The sequence below is a fragment of the Sorangium sp. So ce1335 genome, from assembly GCF_051521615.1.
Lineage (GTDB): Bacteria > Myxococcota_A > Polyangia > Polyangiales > Polyangiaceae > Sorangium.
The window spans coordinates 9,081,214-9,097,253 of record NZ_CP150363.1 but is presented as its reverse complement, the minus strand read 5'-3'; the positions used below and the strand labels follow the sequence as shown (position 1 = coordinate 9,097,253).

General features: G+C 74.2%; 16 protein-coding genes. 8 read left to right on the top strand and 8 right to left on the bottom strand.

What is annotated here, in order from left to right; genetic code table 11:
- Position 1: 1 nt before the first annotated feature.
- The 4 genes from WMF24_RS33740 to WMF24_RS33725 all read right to left on the bottom strand — a co-directional run bounded on the left by WMF24_RS33740 (position 2) and on the right by WMF24_RS33725 (position 2,716).
- A complete protein-coding gene (locus tag WMF24_RS33740) occupies positions 2-994 on the bottom strand; it encodes a ketopantoate reductase family protein (RefSeq protein ID WP_437731549.1) in 993 nt (330 codons plus the stop codon).
- 71 nt (positions 995-1,065) lie between these two features.
- Positions 1,066-1,515: a D-aminoacyl-tRNA deacylase gene (gene dtd / locus WMF24_RS33735; RefSeq protein ID WP_437731548.1), complete on the bottom strand. Its 450-nt coding sequence runs from the start codon at positions 1,513-1,515 to the stop codon at positions 1,066-1,068.
- 2 nt (positions 1,516-1,517) lie between these two features.
- Positions 1,518-1,991 (bottom strand): hypothetical protein, encoded by a 474-nt coding sequence (locus WMF24_RS33730; RefSeq protein ID WP_437731547.1) that lies wholly within the window; start codon positions 1,989-1,991, stop codon positions 1,518-1,520.
- On the bottom strand, positions 1,988-2,716 hold the full coding sequence (locus WMF24_RS33725) for a hypothetical protein (RefSeq protein WP_437731546.1): 729 nt from the start codon (positions 2,714-2,716) through the stop codon (positions 1,988-1,990). Before WMF24_RS33725 ends, WMF24_RS33730 begins: the two co-directional genes overlap by 4 nt.
- Positions 2,717-3,520: 804 nt before the next feature.
- Here WMF24_RS33725 and WMF24_RS33720 point away from each other — a divergent pair.
- The 6 genes from WMF24_RS33720 (at position 3,521) to WMF24_RS33695 (ending at position 8,958) form a co-directional block, all read left to right on the top strand.
- Entirely contained in the window at positions 3,521-5,146 is a 1,626-nt protein-coding gene (locus WMF24_RS33720) for a YcbK family protein (protein ID WP_437731545.1), read from the top strand.
- A gap of 12 nt (positions 5,147-5,158) precedes the next feature.
- A complete protein-coding gene (locus WMF24_RS33715) occupies positions 5,159-5,707 on the top strand; it encodes an NUDIX hydrolase (protein ID WP_437731544.1) in 549 nt (182 codons plus the stop codon).
- A gap of 484 nt (positions 5,708-6,191) precedes the next feature.
- Entirely contained in the window at positions 6,192-6,458 is a 267-nt protein-coding gene (locus tag WMF24_RS33710; RefSeq protein ID WP_437731543.1) for a hypothetical protein, read from the top strand.
- A gap of 214 nt (positions 6,459-6,672) precedes the next feature.
- Entirely contained in the window at positions 6,673-7,395 is a 723-nt protein-coding gene (locus WMF24_RS33705; protein ID WP_437731542.1) for a hypothetical protein, read from the top strand.
- The gene (locus tag WMF24_RS33700) at positions 7,316-8,179 is read left to right on the top strand and encodes a Smr/MutS family protein (RefSeq protein WP_437731541.1); all 864 of its coding nucleotides are present in this window, start codon (positions 7,316-7,318) and stop codon (positions 8,177-8,179) included. Before WMF24_RS33705 ends, WMF24_RS33700 begins: the two co-directional genes overlap by 80 nt.
- Entirely contained in the window at positions 8,176-8,958 is a 783-nt protein-coding gene (locus WMF24_RS33695; protein WP_437731540.1) for a hypothetical protein, read from the top strand. The genes WMF24_RS33700 and WMF24_RS33695 overlap by 4 nt, the downstream gene beginning before the upstream one ends.
- A gap of 121 nt (positions 8,959-9,079) precedes the next feature.
- On the opposite strand, the gene WMF24_RS33690 is transcribed toward WMF24_RS33695, so the two are convergent.
- Both WMF24_RS33690 and WMF24_RS33685 read right to left on the bottom strand, forming a co-directional pair.
- Complete coding sequence (locus tag WMF24_RS33690; RefSeq protein ID WP_437731539.1) at positions 9,080-9,907, bottom strand: hypothetical protein; 828 nt, start codon at positions 9,905-9,907, stop codon at positions 9,080-9,082.
- Positions 9,908-9,932: 25 nt separating this feature from the next.
- Positions 9,933-10,949: an isocitrate/isopropylmalate dehydrogenase family protein gene (locus WMF24_RS33685; protein WP_437731538.1), complete on the bottom strand. Its 1,017-nt coding sequence runs from the start codon at positions 10,947-10,949 to the stop codon at positions 9,933-9,935.
- A gap of 419 nt (positions 10,950-11,368) precedes the next feature.
- Between WMF24_RS33685 and WMF24_RS33680 the strand changes: the two genes are divergently transcribed.
- Positions 11,369-12,235, top strand: a complete 867-nt coding sequence (locus WMF24_RS33680; RefSeq protein WP_437731537.1) for an OmpA family protein — start codon at positions 11,369-11,371, stop codon at positions 12,233-12,235.
- A 204-nt stretch (positions 12,236-12,439) separates the two neighbouring features.
- Here the strand turns inward: WMF24_RS33680 and WMF24_RS33675 are convergent, their stop codons facing one another.
- Positions 12,440-13,294 carry an AraC family transcriptional regulator gene (locus WMF24_RS33675; RefSeq protein ID WP_437731536.1) on the bottom strand — a complete coding sequence of 285 codons (855 nt, stop codon included), beginning with the start codon at positions 13,292-13,294 and terminating at the stop codon, positions 12,440-12,442.
- A 76-nt stretch (positions 13,295-13,370) separates the two neighbouring features.
- On the opposite strand from WMF24_RS33675, the gene WMF24_RS33670 reads away from it, so the two are divergent.
- Complete coding sequence (locus WMF24_RS33670) at positions 13,371-14,153, top strand: class I SAM-dependent methyltransferase (RefSeq protein ID WP_437731535.1); 783 nt, start codon at positions 13,371-13,373, stop codon at positions 14,151-14,153.
- A 15-nt stretch (positions 14,154-14,168) separates the two neighbouring features.
- On the opposite strand, the gene WMF24_RS33665 is transcribed toward WMF24_RS33670, so the two are convergent.
- Entirely contained in the window at positions 14,169-15,974 is a 1,806-nt protein-coding gene (locus tag WMF24_RS33665) for a hypothetical protein (RefSeq protein WP_437731534.1), read from the bottom strand.
- Positions 15,975-16,040: the final 66 nt, after the last annotated feature.

The following is a 16,040-nucleotide window of genomic DNA, read 5'->3' as shown; positions in this document are numbered from 1 at the left end:
GTCAGCGCGCGTCGGGCCGGCGTTCGATCGTGGTCATCAGCCGCTCGAGCGCCGGCAGGCTCACGCCGTGCTCGCGGCCGAGCGCGACGATGCTGGCGCCCATCGCGAGGTGCTGCGCGCGGAGCTTGGGGCCGAAGTGGGCGTCGAGGAAGCGCAGCGCCTCGGGGGCCAGCAGGCGCACGAGCGCGACGCCGGGCTTCAGCGTACGGGGACCGATCGCCCTGGTCAGCAGCTTCGTCCACGGGGCCACGTCGCCGAGCCGGTCCGCGAGCGCCGCGCTCTCCCGCGTCGCCTCGAGCGCCGCGCCGAGCACGCCCTCGTCCGCGAGGAGCGCGCTCGTGCCGCCGCCCGCGTCGATGGCGGCGATCAGCGGGAAGAACGCGACGGTCGTGGCGAGGTTCTGCGCGCCCACGCCGCGCTCGACGCGCGCCGGGAGATCGGCGCTCGTGAGGCGGCGCGCGAGCTCGTCGCGCAGCGGCCGATCGGCGGGGGCGCCGCCGTCCGCGTCGATGAGCGTCGACGTGAAGCCGACGATCCAGTACCGGACCACGCCGCGCTCGTCGAGGTAGCCCGAGACGCTCGGCATCGCGGGGGTGATGCGGCGCTGGGCGGCCTCCTCGAGCGCCGCGCGCTCCGTCGGCATGAGCGGCGTGAGCACCACCGCGGGGACGGCTGGCCCGTCGCGGAGGAGATCCGCCACCGTCCGGCGCCCTCCGGCGCGCGGCGCGACCCCGCCGAGGTCGCGCCGGGGGGCGAGCTGATCGAAGCGCACGGTGACGACGACGATCTCCGTGTCGGCCGGGATGTCGGCCGCGAGGCGCGGGCGCTCCAGCGTGTCGCGGCGATCGGCGCTGTTCACCTGCTCGACGACGAACGGCCGGACGTCGTCGACGCGCTCGGGGCGGACCACGAACGTGACGTCGTCTCCCTGGGCGGCGAGGCGCACGCCGTAGACGCGCCCGAGCGCGCCCGCGCCCACGATGCTGATCCGCATGGCCCCTCGCTAGCCTGCGCGGCGCCGGGCGGGAAGAGGCCGCCGGCGGCGAGGCGGCCGGAAGAGCGGCCTCAGAACGTCCGCTTTGAATCGATCAGGATGGTGACAGGCCCGTCGTTCTCGACGAACACGCGCATGTCGGCGCGGAAGCGGCCGGTGGCCACCTCGAGGCCGCGCGCGCGCAGGGCGGCGACGAAGCGCTCATACAGCGCCTCGGCGCGCACGGGCTCCATCGCGCCGTCGAAGCTCGGCCGGAGGCCGCGGCGGACGTCCCCGAAGAGCGTGAACTGGCTGATCGCGAGCACCCCGCCGCCGGCGTCCGCGAGCGCGCGCGACATCTTGCCGGCGTCGTCGCTGAACACCCGGAGGCCCGCGACCTTGTTCGCGACGCTGTCGGCGTCCGCGTCGTCGTCGTCCCTGGCGGCGCCGACGAAGACCACGAGGCCGCGCTCGATCGCGCCGACCACCTGACCGTCGACCTCGACGCGCGCCGCGAGCGCGCGCTGCACGACCGCGCGCACGGCTAGCGCTGGGCGGCCGCGCGCGGTGCGGGCGAGGGCGCTGGCTCTGCCCCGCTGCCCGCGCTCAGCCCGAGCTCGCGCATCAGCTTGGCCGTGAGCTTGAAGTAAGTGCTGCGATCGTACGGCTGGTTGAGGATGTGGAAGTCCTTGCGCACGAGGCCCACGCAGCCGAAGCAGTAGGTGCAGCCGGTGCAGTCGACCGAGCGCACGAGGTACGACGACTGCGTGCACCGCTCGGACGCGACGCAGTGGCTGCACGCGATGAGGTCGCGGCAGCCGCGGCAGTGCGTGCTGTCCGAGCAGCGCTGCGAGTCGACGCAGTAGTGGCACCGCTGGAGCGCCTTCGAGCTGCGGCAGAACGTGCAGTCGACGCAGCGCTCGCACGACACGCACGCGACGCACCGCTCGTTGCCGGTGCCCGTCTCGAACGCCTGGATCAGCTTGCGGAGCTCGGCCTCGAATTCCGCGCGCGTCATTCCGCCTCGCCGCCCGCCGCGGAGATGCCGTCCGCCGCGTGGGGCGCGACGGCCTGCGGGCTCGACGGCCGCGCCGGGAAGGCGCCGTCGGCGGGGGCGCCGCCCGCGCTCGGGGCCTCGGGCCTGCCGCTCACCTGGCGGCGCAGCCGCTCGGCGGCCTCGCGCGTCGCGGGCTCCTCCGCGAACTCCTCGATGCGCCGCAGCCGCGACTCGAGCACGGCGCGCCGCTTCGGCAGCTCGGCGACGAGGATGCCCGAGAGCTCGTCGATGGCCTCCTGGATGCGCTGCTCGTCGCTGTGCTCGAGGAGCTGGAGGTACACGTCCTGCTCGGCGGGGAAGGTGTGGCCGGCGCGGAGGAAGTCGTTCGCGGCCTTGGAGATGTTGGGCCGGCCCGACGCGCAGAGCAGCTTCGACAGGAGCCGCTGGCGCTCGACGGCCTTCGGGTCGCTCTGCGGAGGCGGGGCGAGGACGATGCGCCCCGGCGTCTTGGACGCGGCGTCGCGCCCGGACTTGACGCGCGTGCCCTTGCCGTCTTCTGCCTCCGGCTCCTTGCGCGGGGAGAACAGCGCCTCGAGCGCGGCGCGATGTTGCTTCGCCGCCCGCCTGTCCTCGCCGGTCTGCGTCGGGCGTGGCAACCCCGCGCTGTTCGGCTGACCACGGCCATAGGCGGTGTGGAGCTCGGGATTGTGCCAGACCTTGGTTGCGTCTCTACGAATTCGCCGCATGTCGTGCCCCTGCTGACCTGGGAGCGATCATGGACGCGCCACCGGGATCGGCTTCCGCGTCCCGCGTGTGGCGCCCCGCTTGCATCGGTGGTGTGGTGATTGAGGCTGGTGCGTGTTGGACCGGGCTTCCCCCCGCGATCCGCGATGGCCCGGACGATGTTTCAAGGGACGCGGCGCCTATCTCTCCGCCGATCGCTTCGATCCCGGAGAAAGGGCCGCGCCGCAGTGCGCCGAGAGGTACCCGGCGGCGGACCGTGGGATGAGGGGCTCTGCCCCCACGCACCCCGGACCCGCGCTCACGACCCGACCGCAGTCGCGAGGTAGCTGGTTCCTACCACAGCCTCTGGTCAGCGCCGCAGAAAATTGGGCTGCCCTCCGCACTTCATGACATTCGGTCCTCGGAGATCCTCGATCGCTCCTCGGAGCCGTTGAGCTTCCGCGAGGGGCGTCCTGGAGACGCTGTGTCGAGGTCGCTGACCTCGTCGCAGCTCCCTGTTCCCTGTCCCCTGTTCTCTGGATGTCCCTGGCTGTCCCCGGTTGTCCCCGGCTGTTCCCGGCTGTTCCCGCGTGATTCAAGAAGCGGACCGCCGACTGCCGTTCCCAATCTCCCATCCCGCGGACGGGCGGCGACGCCGAGTCTGGGAGATCCGATCCCAGGGTGGATGGCATTCGCACCCGACCCGACTGGAGCTTTCCATGATGAGCCTTCGATCCGTGAGCAGTGCAGGCGCGGCGCCGCGGGCCGCGGGGGAGCCCGTGCGCAGCGCGGGGCCGCGTGCGCGCCTCACGCGTGCTCGCGCTGCCGTGCTGTCGGTGCTCGTGAGCATGGTGGTGCCGGCCGTCCCGGCGGGGCCGCTCCACGCGGAGCCGCTGCCCAGGGCGCACACCGCGGAGAAGACAGGAGAGAAGGCGAGGGAAGCGGCCGGCAAGCAGGCCCGTCGCGATCGTCCGCCGGCGAGCGTCGGGGGCGAGCGCGCGGAGCGCGCGCGCGGGACACAGGCACGGTCGAGGTCGCCCCAGGGCGACGCCAGGGCGGCCTCCGCGGCGGGGGCGGGCGGAGAGGAGAAGACGCGCGGCGCGGAGAAGCCGAAGGGGCGCAGCCGCGGGAAGGCGCAGCGCGCGGCCGGCAGGGAGGCCGGCGCCGGGAAGACGGCCGGCGCCGGGAAGGCGGCCGGCGCCGGGAAGGCGGCCGGGGAGAAGAGGAAGGAGAAGAAGAGGGCGGCGCGCACCGTGGAGAGCAAGCGGCGCGCGGCGAAGAAGGGGGGGAGCCGGGAGGAGGGGAGCCGGGGCGCGCCTCCGAAGGCTCCGAAGCCGTGTCACGGTCCGACGCTGTCGCTCGATCGCAGCGGGATGGAGCCGGAGCGCCTCGAGCTCGTCGACTGCGCGGGACGGCCGCGTGAGGAGGCCCGGCGCGCCCTGTCGCTGCTCGCGCGCCCGTGGGGCACGCCGCGGCCGGTGCTGCCCGACGAGCGCGCGAGCAACGACAGGGCGCGCAAGCCGGAAGCTTCCGGCAAGCGGCGGTCGAAGGGCGACAGGCCGGGAGCGGCCGGGGGCAAGCGGGGGAGGGAGCAGGCCGGGGAGATCGCGCCGGGCGTGCGGCTGCTCGATCCCGGGCTGCTCACGCGCATCGACGCGCTCGCGCGGCAGTACCCGGGGCGGCTCGTGTCGCTCGTGAGCGGGTACCGGCCGCAGAGCCAGGGCAGCCTGCACCAGACGGGGCGCGCGCTGGATCTGCGCATCGCGGGGGTGCGCAACGACGAGCTCGCGGCCGCGTGCCGCAAGCTCGCCGACACGGGCTGCGGGTACTATCCGAACAGCTCGTTCGTGCACATCGACGTGCGCGCGCCGGGGACGGGGAGCGTCTCGTGGATCGACGCGTCCGGCCCCGGCGAGGTGCCCCGGTACGTCACCGCCTGGCCGCCGCCGCAGGAGGAGCAGCGGGCGGCGACGGAAGGCGTGTCCGGCGAGGACACGGAGGAGGTGCTCCGGCGCGAGCGCCGCGAGAAGCCGGCGGCGGTGACGGCGAGCGCGGGGCTGGAGAAGGTGGCGAGCGCGGTGCCGGAGAAGGCGGCGAGCGCGGTGGCAGAGCCGGAGAAGGCAGCGGGGGCGGCGCCGGAGAAGTCGGCCGCGGCGCCGGAGAAGGCGGCGAGCGCGGCGCCGGAGAAGGCGGCCGCGGCGCCGGAGAAGGCGGCGAGCGCGGCGCCGGAGAAGGCGGCCGCGGCGCCGGAGAAGGCGGCGAGCGCGGCGCCGGAGAAGGCAGCCGCGGCGCCGGAGAAGGCGAGGGCCGCGGCGCCGGAGAAGGCAGCCGCGGCGCCGGAGAAGGCAAGGGCCGCGGAGCCGGACAAGGCGGCGAGCGCGGCGCCGGAGAAGGCGAGGGCCGCGGAGCCGGACAAGGCGGCGAGCGGCGCGCCCGCGCGGGGGGACCTGTAGTATCGAGGCGCGATGGGCATCACCATCCCTCGCCGACAAGCCTCGGCGGTCGCCGGCAGCTTCGGTCCGCTGGCGGTGCACCGCCACGAGGTAGCGTCCCCGGGCGCCTCGTATACCGCTTTCACGCTGGAGCTCCCTGACTGGATCTCCGTGGCTGCGATCACCGATGCTGGGGAGTTCGTTCTCGTGCGGCAGCACCGGCACGGCGTCGATGCCGTGACCATCGAGACCGCAGGCGGCATCGTCGACCCCGGGGAGGAGCCGGACGCCGCGGCGCCGCGCGAGCTCCTGGAGGAGACCGGATATGCCGCGGCGTCGATCGAGCCGCTCGGGTGGGTGCACCCGAATCCGGCGCTCCAGGGGAATCGCTGCTTCCTCTACCTGGCGCGCGGCGCGCGGTGGGTCGGCGAGCCCAAGGGCGACGAATACGAGAGCACCGAGGCGGTCGTGATGAGCGCTGACGAGGTGAACGCAGCGATGCAGGACGGCCGGATCAGCCATGTGATCGCGGTGGTCACCCTGCTGCGGGCGCTCGCCGTCACGACGGCGCCACCGCGCTGATCGCGGCGCCTAGAGGATGGTCAGCCGACGCGGCGGGGCGGTGATGGGAGCCGCTCCGGAGGTCGAGGGAACGAATTCTCAGGGCAGCAGAACGGGATCGGCGCCCCGCAGGACGAGATTTCCGGTCGCGGCGCCAGCATGGTGGCTCCGGTCCTCGGGCGCGAGGGTCTCGAGGTCGGGGGCCGGGGTCGAGGCGCATCTCGAGACCCCGCGCGCGGTTCTCGCGGGTCGAGATCCCGTTCTCGAGACCCCGCTTTCCATTCTCGAGACCCCCTCGACGGACCTCGAGACCCCCACTTTGCATCCTCGTGACGCCCGCCGGAGGTCCGCTGGGGCGGATCTTTCGTCTGATCGACCGGCGCCGTCGATCATCGGACTGAACTTTCCGAACGCCGGAGCGAGCCGGGCGTGCGCGCCGGCAGCGCCGCGGAACCGCAGCGCGACGCGCGCGATCGTGAGACTACGGCGGCGAGAGGTGCGGCTCATGAGCTGGCGCATCGACCTCGAGATCGAGCTCCGGCGCCTGGGACGTCTCGATCACAACTGCTGGGTTGACGACTGCGGAGATGCCCGCTGTAAGCCCTGTCCAGACTGGTTCCCGGAAATCTTCAAGAAGCTGGTCCTGAACGCCTGGTGCTCCTACGTGTGCACCGAACCGGTGACCGACGGGAAAGTCGTGGCGGTGGGCGCGAGCGGGGTGTCTTTCCTCGAAAGAGCCCCGCTGCCAATTGGGTGTACGAATCCACCCTGAGGAAGGCATGGGTCTCGAAGAGAGTTTGAGGGCGCTCGGTGAAGCCTTGCGCAGAAAGTCGGGTGAACCGGACTCCGAGGAAGCGAAGGGCCGCCTTGTCTGGATGTTGACAAGCAGCTTGAGGGAACGCTCCAGGAGATCTTGATCCGAGGCGGTAAGGACGAGCGGCGGCGGCGCGTCCTCGGCCGAGACGGCCGCTGTGGACTTGGCGGACTTGGCAGGTGACTTCTTCGGGGACTTGGGTTTGGACATGAGTCGATCCTCCGGTGGCGGCGATGGTATTGGCGCCTACCGCCCGGGGACAACCGGCCGGACCCAGCCCAATCGTGCTCGCTCCCAGGCGCGTCCCACCGGAGCGGGTGACGATCCTGTCGAAAGCGTCACCAAGCGCTTCGTCGCCGCGCTGGCGCTGATCACGGCGAGCGATGCGGCTCGCGAGGCGCCCGGCGGTGAGCGCCCGGCGCCGGCGGACGCGGCGGCTCCGCGCCGGTCGAGTATCCTGCGCCCCATGCGCTCCCCCGACGCAGCCGGCTCCGATGCCGCCGGCCCCGGCGCCCCGCAGGCTCCCGCGCCGCAGGCTCCCGCGCCGCAGGCTCCCGCGCCGCAGGCCCCCCTCTCGCCCGCCGAGCTCTTCCACCGCGTCTTCGAGCTCCTCGCGGCCATGGAGGAAGCGCAGCGGGCCAAGGTCGTCGACCTCGCGCGGCGGCTCGTCCCGCACCTCACGGCCGAGGACATCCGCAACCCGCACGACTTCCCGGACCTCGACGACCCCGACTGGCACTTCGAGGACGGGCAGCTCGCAGGGATCGAGGCCGTCCGGTTTGCGCTCCGCGGTCTCGCGCGCGATGTTCTGGGGGATGGCGAAGAGCGCGAAGCGCGAGCGAGACCCGAGATCGGCGGCCAGCCCCGCGAAGGCGGCGGCGCGCAAGGCGAGTGAGGCGTTCTATCAACCGTTCTCCGCGCTCCGGCAGCTCACCAAGCCCAAGCAGAAGCCCACCGCAGCCGGCGCGCAGCCGGCCGCGGCGCCCGAGGCGAAGCCCGGGGCGAAAGCGCCCGCGGCCGGGGCGAAGGCGCCCGCGACCGAGGCGAAGCCAGGGGCGAAGGCGGCCCAGGGCGCCGGCGCGGGGCGGGCGGCCGCCGAGCCGGCGCCGCGGCCCGTCGATCCGGGGCCGCGGCCCGTCGATCCGGAGACCTTCGCCATCTACATGGCGGGCGTCCGCGTGCTCGAGGACCGCGTGAACCGGATCCCTGTCACAGCGAGCCGCGTCGAGCGGGCCGCGCTGCCGACGCTCGCGCACGACCCGGACGAGGACGCGCGCTCGCGCATGCGCTCGCTCGTCATCGACGGGATCAAGTTCGAGATCACCGACGACAGCGAGCGCATCGAGGGCAGGCGGCTCGACGTGGACCCGCGCGAGCTGAGGCGGCTCCGCCGCGCCCGCTACGCCATCGACGGCACCCTCGACCTGCACGGCCTGCGGCTCGAGGCGGCGCGCGACGCCGTCGAGGCGTTCGTCTGCAAGCGCCAGCGCGACGGGGACCGCGTCGTCGCCATCGTCCACGGCAAGGGCAACCACTCGCCCGGCGGCCACGCCGTGCTCCGCGGCGAGATCGCCGCGTGGCTCAGCCACGGCCGCGTCGCCCGCCACGTCGCCGCGTTCACGACGGCGCCGGATACCGAGGGCGGGGCCGGCGCCCTGCTCGTGCTGCTCGCGCGATGAGGCCGAAGGTGCGCGCCCACGTCGCCGGGGCGGCGGGCACCGCGCGGCGAACGGCCATGGCCGCGCCGCGCCGCGCCCTCCTGCCCGCCGCGGCGCTGCCCGCCGCGGCGCTGCCAGCGGCGCTGCCCGCCGCGGCGCTGCTCGGCGCTGCCGCGCTGCTCGCCGCCGCGGCGCTGCTCGGCGCGTGCGCGCCGGCGCCGGCAGCGCCGCCAGCGCCGCCGCCGAGGCCCGCGGCGCTCGCGCCGCCGCCGTCGACGCTCGGCGACGGCGAGCTCGGCGAGTACCGCTCGGAGCGCTTCGATCTGCGGCTCCCGCTGCCCGACGCGCGCGGCTTCCGCGTCGAGGACGGCGAGGGGCCGTGGCTCGTGGCGACGCACGCGGCGTCGTCGACGTCGCTGCTCGTGCGCACCTGGCGAGAGGACGGCCGCGCGAGCCGCGCGGCGTGCGAGGCGCGCGCGCGGCTCTGGCGCGATCTGCCGCGCCCGGACCGAAGCCTCACCGCGGTGGAGCGCCGGATCGACGTGCCCGAGGGCTTCGACACCGTCGTGGAGATCGGCGTCGCGGACGCCCCGCCGGGCGCGCCGATCCAGGGCTTCGCTGTCGCCTTCGGCGGCTACGGACGGCGCTGCTTCGCCTTCATCGCCGAGACGCGCGCCGCCGGGCCCTCGGCCGAGCGGCTCGTCGCCGAGCGGCTCGCCGCGATGGTCGAGATCTCGCTCGCCGGCCTCCGCCTGGAGCGCGAAGTGGCGCCCGCGATGCCGCGCGAGCCGCTGCCCTGAGCGGGCGCCGCTGCCCTGAGCGGGCGCCGCTGCCCTGAGCGGGCGCCGCTGCCCTGAGCGGGCGCCGCTGCCCTGAGCGGGCGCCGCTGCCCCGAGCGCGCCGCCGCCCTGCTGCGCCCGCTCAGCGGTAGACGCCGCCGCGGGCGCGGGACTCGAGCGCGGCGGCGAGCTCCTCCTCGCCGATCGACCACGCCTCGGCCGACAGCTCGCGCGCCTCGGCGGGCCGGAGCGCCTCCAGCGCGTGCGGCACGAGGCGCAGGCGCACGAGGGACAGGAGGCGCTCCAGCGTGTCGGACGTCGTGCCGCTCCGGAGCTCCCGCCGCCACGCGCGCTCGATCGCGCCGAGCCGCGCGGGGCTCCCCCAGGCGTCGGCGAGCACCACGCGGCCGAGCCGCGCGTCGAGGGCGTCGATCCCCGTCGGCAGCGCCACGATCGCCTGCTGCGCCGCGCGCGCGGTGTCGCCGAGGCCGAGCGAGAGGAGCGCCCGCGCGGCGTCGAGCAGCCGCACCTCGTCGGGCCGGAGCGCGACCCGTTCGACGTGCGGCAGCCGCTCCAGCGCGACCGCGTAGCGCTCGCGGCGCACGGCGTCGATCACGTCGGCCAGCGCGCGCAGGACCCGCGCCGTCGGCGGCGAGAACCACGGATCCGCGGAGGCGACAGGCGGCTGCTCCGGGTCGTCGAGGTCCAGCGTGGCGGCGCGCCACAGGGACGCGCGCGCGTCGTGGACGGCGTGCGCCGCCAGCACCGCGAGCGCGAGGAGCGCGGCCAGGGGGAGCAGGCCCCGCCCGCCCCAGAGCCCGCGGAGGACGAAGCTCGCCGCGATGATCAGCGCGAGCGCGAGGACGAGCTGCAGCCGGCGCCGCGCGCCGCCCGCGGAGCCTGTAGCCCCGCCCGTCGCGCCGACGAGCTCGGCGCACCGCTCGAGCAGCCACGTCCAGGCAGATCCCACGTCCCGGGGATCAGGATGCCCCCGGCTACGCCTCGGCGCGAGGCCTTTCGATCGCCGCGCAGAGCGCCCGGGTGAAGTCCTCTGTGCTCGCCGCGCCGCCGAGGTCGCGCGTGCGCACCTGGCCGGCGCGGTAGACCTCCGTCAGCGCACGCTCGATCCTGTCGCCCGCCTCGTGCTCGCCGAGGTGCCGCAGCATCATCACGGCGCTCTGCACGAGCGCCGTCGGGTTCGCGTAGCCCTTGCCCGCGATGTCCGGCGCCGACCCGTGCACCGCCTCGAAGACCGCCGCGTCGTCGCCGATGTTCGCGCCGGGGACGATGCCGAGCCCGCCGACGAGGCCCGCGCCGAGATCCGAGAGGATGTCGCCGTACAGGTTCTCCGTCACGAGCACGCCGAGCCTGTTCGGGTCGCGCACCATCGTCATGGCCGCCGCGTCGACGATCATCTCGCCGAGCTGGACCTCGGGGTGGCGCACGGCGACGCGCCGCGCGCAGTCGAGCGCGAGCCCGTCGGAGAGCTTCATGATGTTCGCCTTGTGGACGATGGTCACCTTGCTCCGGCCGTGCTGCTTCGCGTACCGGAACGCGAACTCGGCGATGCGCGTCGAGCTTCGCTCGGTCGTGAGCTTGATGCTCTGCGCGACGCCGGGCAGGATCATGAGCTCGAGCCCGGCGTAGAGCCCCTCGGTGTTCTCGCGCACGATGACCATGTCGACGTCGAACCGCGGGTCCACGCCGGGCAAGCTGCGGATCGGCCGCACGTTCGCGTAGAGGTCGAGCGTCTGGCGGAGCGTGACGTTGACAGAGCGGAACCCGCCGCCGATCGGGGTTGTCACAGGGCCCTTCAGGGCGACCCGGTTCTGCCGCACGGCGTCGATGACGTTGAGCGGGAGCGGCGAGCCGGTCAGCTTCGCGACCTCGATGCCCGCGTGGTGGACCTCCCAGTCGATGGCGACGCCGGCGGCGGAGATCACGTCCTGCGTCGCCGTCACGACCTCCGGACCGATGCCGTCGCCGGGGATCAGCGTGATGCGATGGGCCATGGGCCGTCCCCTTAGCAGGTGCGCAGGCGGGAACAATGGGCAAGCGCGTGCGCGAGGCGACAGCGCGGGCGCGGCGGTCCGGCGGACGCGAGGCGCGGCGCAGGAGGCGGAGTCCGGCGCGGGGCGCGGCGCAGGCGGCGGAGTGCGGCGCGGGGCGCGGCGCAGGCGGCGGAGTGCGGCGCGGGGCGCGGCGCAGGAGGCGGAGTCCGGCGCGGGGCGCGGCGCAGGAGGCGGGCAGGGGGCCGGTGGGGGGAGGCGATCGATGCGGCCTTTTACAACCGCGCGCTACCTCGCTAGGGTACGCCCCCGCACGGCCTCTCGGGCCGCTGTTCCATGGAACCGGGCGCAGATCGAGCCCATCGACCTTCGCCCAGGTTCCGCAACCAGGATGAAGGAGCGTGCTCATGCACCCTCGTGTCTTGAAAGGTCGCAGAACCGCGTTCGCGGCCTTCCTGCCTGTCGTGATCGCGTCGCTCTCGCTGGGGTGCGGTTACTCCGAGGAGGAGTGGAAGGCCCAGCTCGACAAGTACAACCGCCTTCAGAGCCAGCAGCAGGCCACGGAGAGCCGCCTCGCCCAGACCCAGAGGGAGCTCGAGGCGGAGCAGGCGAAGGTCGCTGAGCTGACGAAGCAGCTCGAGGCGGCCGGCGTCGACATCGGCAAGCTGAACGAGAACCTCCAGGCGACGAGCACCAAGGTGTCGCAGCTCAGCTCGACGCTGGAGGAGCGCGAGAAGGCGCTCGCCGAGTTCAAGGCCCGCGCCCGCCAGCTCGAGCAGATCAAGGCGCGCTTCGAGACGCTGAAGAAGAAGCTCGACGAGCTCACGAAGCTCGGCCTGGCGGTGAACATCCGGAACAACCGGATGGTCATCTCGCTGCCGGGAGACGTCCTCTTCGACTCCGGGCGCGAGACGCTGAAGAAGGAGGGGAAGGATATCCTCGTCAAGGTGGCGACGGTCGTCCGGAACGACCCGTCGCTGCTCCAGCGCTACTACCAGGTCGCCGGCCACACCGACAACAAGCCGCTCGCGGGCGGACAGTTCCGCGACAACTGGGGCCTGTCGCTGATGCGCGCCCGCGAGGTGCTGCTGTTCCTCGTCAGCCCCCCCGACGTGCGGGGCGGCGGCGGCGGGCTCCCGGCCGCGAAGTGGAGCGCCGCGGGCTTCGCCGAGACCGACCCGGTCGCGACGAACGACACCGACGAGGGGCGGGCCAAGAACCGCCGGTGCGACCTCATCGTGGTCCCGAGCGTCGAGGAGATGCTCGACCTCAGGGCGATCACGCAGTAGCCCCGGAGCTGTCGACCGGGGGAGCGCGCGCGCCCGCGCCCGCGGCGCGCGCTCCCGCGGCCCGGCGCTCGCGCCGCGGCGGGCGGCGCCTGCGCTGTCAGCACGAGACGCGGCGCCTGCGCTGTGAGCACGACAGGCGGCGCCCGCGCTGTGAGCACGACACGCGCGCCTGCGCTGTGAGCACGACAGGCGGCGCCCGCGCTGTCAGTCGACCTCAGGCGAGGAGCTCCGCTCCTCGCCGTCCGGCGAGCGCCGGGCGGTCCTTCGAAACTCGCTCGGCGACTGGCCGGTCACGGCGCGGAACGCGGCGGCGAACGCGCCGAGGCTCTGGAAGCCGACGTCGACCGCGACCTGCGTGACGCTGGCGCCCGGGCTCGCGAGCAGGTCGAGCGCCCGGAGGACGCGCGCGCGCGTGACGAAGGCGCGCCACGTGACGCCGGTCTCCTCGCGGAACCGCCGCCGCAGGGTCCGCTCCGTGGCCCCCGCGAACGCCGCGGCCCGCGAGAGATCGGCGCTCGAGACGTCGCGGAGCGCGCACGCGATCGCCCGCTGCACGGGCCGCGTCCTGCCGCGGGGCAGGCGGTACGTGGCGCCCCGATCGAGGAGCGGGCCGAGGACGTCCGCCATCGCCGCGAAGAACGTGTTCGCCGCGGCGTCTTCCGGGCGGCGCGCCACCGGCCACCGCCGCGCGTAGAGCACCATCTCGCGGAGCAGCGCGGGCGCCTCGAAGACCCTCACCGACGCGACGGCGCAGGGGAACGCCGCGGGGTCGAAGTAGATCGAGACGACCGACGCGTCGCGACGGGCGGTCGCGTGCCGCTCGCCCGCGGGGATGAGCGCGGCGCGCTGCGGGGGGAGCAGGAAGGACGCGTCCTCGACGTCGAGGCGCGCCATGCCGGCGATCGCGTAGAGGAGCTGGTGCCGCGCGTGCGTGTGCCACGCGTAGGTGGCCCCCGGCAGCTCATCCTCGTAGGCGAACGCGCGCGCGGGCGCATGGTCGAGCCCGAGCTGCTCGAGGTGCCGCGTGGTCTCCGCCGGGGTCATGACGCGGGATTGCAAGGCGTGGCCTCCCGGCGGCGATCTTTGTCCGTTCGTCGGCAGCCGTCCAGACAGAGCTCGTCCATCCTCGAGCCGCATGACACAAGCCGATCCGACCCCGCACAATGCGCTCATACTGGAACAGTTCACCCGCCAGGCGAGGCCGTTCGCCGAGGTCCGCGCCCACTCGTCGGAGGACGCCATGGCGCTGCTGCTCGACGCGCTCGCCCCGTCGCCGAGCGATACGGTGCTCGACGTCGCCTGCGGGCCGGGGATCGTCGCCTGCGCGCTGGCGCCGCGGGTGGCGAGCGTGCGGGGGCTCGACATCGTCCCGGCGATGCTGGACGAGGCGCGCCAGAGGCAGGCGAGGCTCGGCCTGTCCAACGTCGCGTGGGAGCTCGGGGACGCGAGCCGCCTGCCGTATCCGGACGAGAGCTACCGCCTCGTCACGACGCGCTACAGCTTTCACCACCTGCTGGAGCCGCTCGTGACGCTGCGCGAGATGGCCCGCGTGTGCCAGAAGAGCGGGCGGGTCGCCGTGATCGACGCGGTCCCCGCCGAGGACAAGCGGGACGCGTACGACCGCGCCGAGAAGATCCGCGACCCGTCCCACGCGCGCGCGCTCACCGAGCGCGAGCTCTGCGCGCTGTTCGACGCGGCCGGGCTCGAGGTCGAGAAGACCGCGCGCTACAGGCTCGAGGTGGAGCTCGAGACCCAGCTCCGGGCGTCGTTCCCGGAGCCGGGCGGGGCGGACCGGCTCCGGGCGCTCTACCGCGCCGACGTGGGCGTCGACGCGCTCGGCCTGGGCGCGGAGCTCCGGGGGGACGAGGTCCACTTCGCGTATCCGATCGCGATCGTGGTGGGACGCAAGCGGGGCTGAGGGCGCTCTGGCGGCTCAGGGGGCCGGCCCGGCCGGGCAGGCGGGGTCGGTCGTCGCCTCGACGTCGTCGATGTGCAGGGTCTCGCGCTCGAGCGGCTCGTCGCAGACGCCGCTGGCGCCTATCTTGAACGAGAGGTGCTGGGGCCTGCCCGCCGTGCGCGCGTCCAGGCAGATCGTCCGTTGCGTCCAGCCCTCGCTGGCGGGCAGCGCGGCGCCCGGCGTGGAGGAGGCGGTCGCCACGCTCAGGTGGCTCGTGCGGTACCAGAACTTCAGCGCCGGGCCGGCCGTCCCCTCGGGCTCGGGGACCGTGAACACGGTGGAGGCCGAGGGCTCCCGGCACGGCTTCCGCACGGACAGCGAGAGCGAGACATCGCCGGAGCGCGCGACCGCAGGGTCGATGGGGAGCTCGGCGCTGCCGGCGGCGTCGTCGTCACCGTCGTCGAGGACCCACGCCGGCGCGAGGCCCTCGCCGACGCTGGCGTTCTCGAAGCCGGGGTCGAAGAGCGAAGCGCCCTCCGGGCAGCGATCCTCGGAGACGAACGCGATGTCGTCCACCGCGAAGTCCCGTTTGTTCTCGTCCGTGCACGGCTGGCTGCCCCGGTTGCGGTAGGCGAACGCGAGCCGGTGCGCCATGCCCAGCGCCCACCGCGGCAAGCAGAGGTGAGAGACCTGCCCCTCGCCCTTGCCCGCGAGGGCCGTGAGCTGGTGGGTGCTCAGCATCACGTTGACGACGGCGCCCGGGCTGCCCTGGCTCCAGATGCGGAGCGCCGGCTTCGGGAGCTCGGCAGAGGGCAAAGGCGCCGAGACCGTGCCCTCCAGGGTGGGATACTGGCAGAACAAGGTGGTCGCGATGTGCCCGCCCTTGCCGCCGCGCTGGCCCGCGCCGCGCTTCACCTCGGAGACGCCGTTCTCCGGCGTCGCCTTCCAGCCGGCGCCCCCTCCCTCGAAGTCGCCGTTCATCACCTGCCCCGGCGCCGGGCACTCGTTCATGGCGTCGCGCTGGATCGCGACGTCATCGAACGCGAGCGTGTAGCCCTGCCCGGCCGCCTCGTCGCAGTGCGGAGAGCGCCGCGAAGGACCGAGGAGCAGCTCGATCGGCCCGCCGTACGCGCGCGCGCCGAGGCACACGCGCTGGGGGGCGAAGGACGAAGAGGGCATGAGATCGATGTTGCTGAGACCTCCGTTGATCCGGACACCGACCCCGGGGGGGCCGAGGCAATCCATCATCGCGTCGCAGCCGATGTGCGCGGCGAACGTGAGCAGCAGCGGCTCGGCGCACGCGATGTCCGGCATCGTGAGCCTCTGAGAGAAGCCGGCCATCTCGCACAGCGCGTCTCTGCCGATGACCCCCGCGCCCGGGTTGCCGTTGCCGTCGGCCTCGGGAGAGACGATGGCGGCGCCCGTGGTGCTCCAGGCGTCGGCGCTCTGAAACGAGGGATCCGCCGGGCCGCCCTGCCACACGCACTCTCCGTCGACCACCGCGTAGCCGTCGGTGCAAGCGCAGCCCAGGAGACACGCGCCGTCCACGCAGCGGAGCTCGCCCTCGCACTGGCCCTCTGCGCCGCACGGGCAGCCCTGCTCACCGGGAGGGCAGCCTGCGCCGCCAGCGTCGCCCGCGCCGCCCGCGCCCTCGCCCGCGGCGCCGGTGCCCCCTCCGGCGCCGCCCGCGCTCTCTGGACCGCCTTCGTCTCCCGCGCCGCCTCCGCCCGCGTCGCTCGACGCCGCGGGGGAAGGGGCCTGCTCGGCCCCGGAGCAAGCGCTCGCGAGCGCGCCGAGCAAGACCCAGCCGCAGCAGGTCAGCGCGCGTGTCCTCGTGATCATCAATTCAAGTTAGCGGCCGAAACACGCTATCGCAAGGTAGAGACCCTCTTTCGACAACAAGAGAGT

Bases quoted from the DNA above. Each gene is read 5' to 3' on its own strand.
- WMF24_RS33710 (WP_437731543.1), top strand. From the start codon at position 6,192: ATGAGCTGGCGCATCGACCTCGAGATCGAGCTCCGGCGCCTGGGACGT.
- WMF24_RS33695 (WP_437731540.1), top strand. From the start codon at position 8,176: ATGAGGCCGAAGGTGCGCGCCCACGTCGCCGGGGCGGCGGGCACCGCG.
- WMF24_RS33740 (WP_437731549.1), bottom strand. From the start codon at position 994: ATGCGGATCAGCATCGTGGGCGCGGGCGCGCTCGGGCGCGTCTACGGC.
- WMF24_RS33725 (WP_437731546.1), bottom strand. From the start codon at position 2,716: ATGCGGCGAATTCGTAGAGACGCAACCAAGGTCTGGCACAATCCCGAG.
- WMF24_RS33730 (WP_437731547.1), bottom strand. From the start codon at position 1,991: ATGACGCGCGCGGAATTCGAGGCCGAGCTCCGCAAGCTGATCCAGGCG.
- WMF24_RS33670 (WP_437731535.1), top strand. From the start codon at position 13,371: ATGACACAAGCCGATCCGACCCCGCACAATGCGCTCATACTGGAACAG.
- WMF24_RS33665 (WP_437731534.1), bottom strand. From the start codon at position 15,974: ATGATCACGAGGACACGCGCGCTGACCTGCTGCGGCTGGGTCTTGCTC.
- WMF24_RS33685 (WP_437731538.1), bottom strand. From the start codon at position 10,949: ATGGCCCATCGCATCACGCTGATCCCCGGCGACGGCATCGGTCCGGAG.
- WMF24_RS33715 (WP_437731544.1), top strand. From the start codon at position 5,159: ATGGGCATCACCATCCCTCGCCGACAAGCCTCGGCGGTCGCCGGCAGC.
- WMF24_RS33700 (WP_437731541.1), top strand. From the start codon at position 7,316: ATGGCGAAGAGCGCGAAGCGCGAGCGAGACCCGAGATCGGCGGCCAGC.